Origin of the sequence: Okeania sp. SIO2B9 (genome assembly GCF_010672505.1) — a bacterium.
In the GTDB taxonomy this organism is placed as follows: domain Bacteria; phylum Cyanobacteriota; class Cyanobacteriia; order Cyanobacteriales; family Microcoleaceae; genus Okeania; species Okeania hirsuta.
On sequence record NZ_JAAHGK010000771.1, the window covers coordinates 1 to 3,782 of the forward strand.

Consider the following 3,782-nt stretch of genomic DNA (forward strand, 5'->3'; position numbering starts at 1 on the left):
TAGAATGGGAACTAAAGCAGGTTCTCAATTATTAAGTTGGTCTTGTGGTATTGTTTTTGTACTCATTTCTATCTGCGTAGGTTTAGGAATTTTCCCTGTTTGGACTCTGTTAAGTTTTGGTGGTTTACCATTTGCTATTCAGTTATGTCGCCATGTTGGTAATTATCACGACCAACCAGAAAAAGTTAGTAACTGTAAATTTATTGCTGTTTATCTACATTTTTTTAGTGGATTATTATTTGGTTTGGGATTTATTATTTAAACATGATATATGGGAAATATGAGGAGCAGGAAACAGGGAACAGAAAACAGTGGGAAAAATATTTCCCTGTCTAAGATTGATTGTCACTCTTAATAGACATCTCCAATAATAAAAAATAAAATCAATTATCGTAGATAAATCATCAATTATTTCCATCTACTCTGTAGGGACGTTGGATTCAACGTCCATATTTTCTATATAATTTTCTGCCCAAGGAAAAAAACAATCCTCAGAATGCTTAACAATATGTTACAATTAGTCAAGCATGACAATATATAGCACTTAAAAATTAGGTGTTGTGCTCAAAAATAATCTGTGAATAGGAATATTAAAAGTATGGTTAGTAAAGTTCAAAAAAGCGAAAAAGAGTGGAAAGAACAACTCACACCAGAACAGTTCAATGTAACTAGAAAAAAGGGAACTGAAAGACCATTTACAGGGGAATATCACAACAATAAAGAAAAAGGAATATACAAATGTGTTTGTTGTGGTGTTGACTTATTCAGTTCCGAAGAGAAATATGATTCTGGCACAGGTTGGCCGAGTTATTGGGCACCGATTAATCAGGATAATATCAAAGAAGAAGCTGACTGGAGTTTATTTATGCGAAGAACAGAAATTCTCTGTAGTAATTGTGATGCTCATCTCGGTCATGTTTTCCCTGATGGTCCTCCACCAACTGGATTGCGTTATTGTTTGAATTCTGCTGCGCTGAAGTTTGTTAAGTCTGATTGACGTTCTCCTCTGCCTAAAGGCAAGAGGATTCTAAATATCACTATGCTCGACTTTCTCTTTCGTCGAGTCGGCTTATCTGTTTGGGTTTCCCCATCCAGACAGAGGCCAGTCTCTCCAGAGATGTTACTTTCCCCGCGCCCCGGGGTAGTTGATAGTTGCTTGAGAGCAGATTGGAGAATGTTGATTGCAGCATTTGCCTCCTAGGTCGGAGCTACGCTAACGTCTCTATCTGCTTCATAACCACAGTGGGGACATTTATGGGTTCTAGTGCTTAAAGTTTTGCTTACTTTTTTACCGCAGTTCGAGCAGTTTTGAGATGTATTGAATGGCTCAACTGCGATAACTGGAACTCCATAAATGCTGCCAAAATACTCTAACCATTCCCTAAATTTGTACCAAGCAGCATCATTAATGGACTTGGCTAAATGATGATTTTTAACCATGTTACGCACTTTTAGGTTTTCTATCGCTACCAAGTCGTTAGACCGGATGACGTGCTGTGCTGCTTTGCCAGCCCAATCGTTACGTCTGCGTGATACCTTGAGATGCGTTCTACCCAACCGATTTCTTGCTTTTATCCTGTTTTTGCTACCTTTTTTAGTACCAGATAAACGCTTCTGTAGCTTTTTGATTTGGCGCTCATCCTTTCTGAAAAACCGAGGATTATCGACTTGATTACCTTCAGAATCGGTGTAGAAATGATTTAAACCTACATCTAATCCCGTTTGTTTTCCTGTTAATTCTTTTTTTTTCTCCCTGGTGTGGTCAATCAAAAACTGAGCATAATAACCGTCATACCTTCTAATTATTCTGACTCGTTTAATTTGTTTGAGTTGATAATAATGAAGGTTGCGACTTCCCCATAGTTTAAAAGTACCAACTTCAAATTTATCCGTTAAAGTCAAATAACGTCTATCTTCTGAAAGTTTTCAACCAGAGGTTTTATATTCAACCGAGGCTCTGACCTGGTATTTTTTAAACTTAGGATAGCCCTTCTTTGATGAGCTAACTTGATAATAGGAGAAAGCACAATGAAAAAAGAAAAGAAAAATCTTCTACCTCAAATATCTGCACCAGTCCAGCGACAAATCACAGGTCAAGAAGTAACAGCTCAAAGCTCAAATAATGCCATAGCTTCATCTATCTTTGGTATTGAGGAGCGTGGTAGCGGAGTTTACTTAACTTTTGCAGGAGATGATGCAGAGTAAAGCTCTCAAATAATTGCATATCTCAGAATACTTCAAAATTTTTTCTCTAAGTTCATCAGTTTTCATTGATTTTAAATGATGTCAAAGTAAATGAGGCTAGAGGCAAATAACAAAGGTAGTAAAAAATTAAATATCTGTGAATAATCTACCGCCTATTCTTACCCTATCTAGGGTTTTTTTTTGACAAAATTGACAGAAATATCTCGTTATTATCAACTCAACTATTATTTAACAGGTAACACTAATAACCCTGTTATTCTATTACTACATGGATTTATGGGAAGTAGTAATGATTTTGTCGATTTCATTCCCCAATTATGTGAATATTTTTGTTGTCTAACAGTTGATTTACCTGGACATGGAAAAACTATAGTTACTGGCAGTGATGAGTATTACGATATGGAAAATACTGCCATAGCATTGATTCATTTATTGGATGAGTTGAAAATTGATAATTGTTATTTATTTGGTTATTCAATGGGTGGCAGATTAGCTTTATATATGACCATTAGTTTTCCCACTAGATTTAATAAATTAATATTAGAATCAGCGTCGCCAGGATTAAAGACTGAAGTTGAGCGATCGCTCCGTCGTCAATCAGATTTAAAGTTAGCTGATAAATTAGAAAACAGTAATTTTCAAGAATTTTTATCTAATTGGTATAGTCAAGGATTATTTAAATCTTTGAGGCAAAATAATAGTTTTGAGAAAGTCATAGAAAGACGGTTAGAAAATAAACCATTAGAATTAGCAAAGTCTCTCCGAAATTTGGGAATAGGCAATCAACCTTCTCTCTGGGATAAATTATCAAATCATCAGATTCCTACTTTATTAATGGTGGGAGAATCTGATGATAAATTTAAAGCTATTAATTTAAAAATAGCAGAATTATGTCAAGTTGCTAATATGAAAATAATTCCTGAATCTGGTCATAATATTCACTGGGAAAATCCTAGAGAATGGATTGAAAATGTAATAAATTTTTTGGCAGAAGGAAGGAAGAAGAAGTAATTCAAGAAAAGCTAAATTTCATAGGAACCATAAAGCCAGTTGCCTAAAGCATCAGGATCGTTACTGACATGAAAATCTTGACTTCGTTGAAGATATTCTTCTCGTGAAATATACCCTTTTCCATCCCCATCTAATTTGATAAATGCAGATTTAGCAGTTGCTTCATCTAAACCAATAGCTCGGCAAAATTGTATGTATTCAGATTGAGAAATAGTTCCATCATTATCCGCATCAAGGATACTGAAAATAGTATTAGCTTTAGCAGTATGAGATTCCTGCATTTCTCGTGAATTAGGAAAATTATCAACAGATACCTCGACAACTTTTAAGTATTCCTGAAGACTCACTTTTCCATCATCATTAATATCAGCAGGTTGCCAAAAATTCGTCCAGATATCCTTAAACTTAGCAAGAATATTTTCAAATTCTAATGTTCCAGGTTGCCAATCTCGCAATTGAGCAAGATTTTTTGCCCACCTTTGTAAGTCTGCTTCTTCTACATAGCCACTACCATCAACGTCATATACATAAAAATTCTTAGTGTGTTTTTTCGTCAACAACTCAGT

Annotated in this window: 4 protein-coding genes and 2 pseudogenes; 4 read left to right on the forward strand and 2 right to left on the reverse strand. The window is 35.1% G+C overall.

Annotated elements, in window-relative coordinates; translation table 11 throughout:
* Together F6K13_RS23090 and msrB are read left to right on the forward strand one after the other, a co-directional pair.
* Nucleotides 1-262: pseudogene (locus F6K13_RS23090) on the forward strand (2-carboxy-1,4-naphthoquinone phytyltransferase); the annotation flags it as partial.
* A 336-nt stretch (nt 263-598) separates the two neighbouring features.
* Nucleotides 599-997: a peptide-methionine (R)-S-oxide reductase MsrB gene (msrB, locus tag F6K13_RS23095; protein WP_124143994.1), complete on the forward strand. Its 399-nt coding sequence runs from the start codon at nt 599-601 to the stop codon at nt 995-997.
* A gap of 221 nt (nt 998-1,218) precedes the next feature.
* Here msrB and F6K13_RS23100 read toward each other — a convergent pair.
* Nucleotides 1,219-1,992 (reverse strand): annotated as a pseudogene (locus F6K13_RS23100) (RNA-guided endonuclease InsQ/TnpB family protein); the annotation flags it as partial.
* 36 nt (nt 1,993-2,028) lie between these two features.
* Between F6K13_RS23100 and F6K13_RS23105 the strand changes: the two are divergent.
* The gene (locus F6K13_RS23105) at nt 2,029-2,205 is read left to right on the forward strand and encodes an anacyclamide/piricyclamide family prenylated cyclic peptide (protein ID WP_124143993.1); all 177 of its coding nucleotides are present in this window, start codon (nt 2,029-2,031) and stop codon (nt 2,203-2,205) included.
* 180 nt (nt 2,206-2,385) lie between these two features.
* Nucleotides 2,386-3,216: a 2-succinyl-6-hydroxy-2,4-cyclohexadiene-1-carboxylate synthase gene (gene menH / locus F6K13_RS23110; protein ID WP_240038844.1), complete on the forward strand. Its 831-nt coding sequence runs from the start codon at nt 2,386-2,388 to the stop codon at nt 3,214-3,216.
* 11 nt (nt 3,217-3,227) lie between these two features.
* On the opposite strand, the gene F6K13_RS23115 is transcribed toward menH, so the two are convergent.
* A partial coding sequence (locus tag F6K13_RS23115; RefSeq protein ID WP_287288514.1) for an EF-hand domain-containing protein occupies nt 3,228-3,782 on the reverse strand: 555 nt, incomplete at its 5' end.

Coding starts and splice junctions, on each gene's coding strand:
- msrB (WP_124143994.1), top strand. CDS start 599: ATGGTTAGTAAAGTTCAAAAAAGCGAAAAAGAGTGGAAAGAACAACTC.
- F6K13_RS23105 (WP_124143993.1), top strand. CDS start 2,029: ATGAAAAAAGAAAAGAAAAATCTTCTACCTCAAATATCTGCACCAGTC.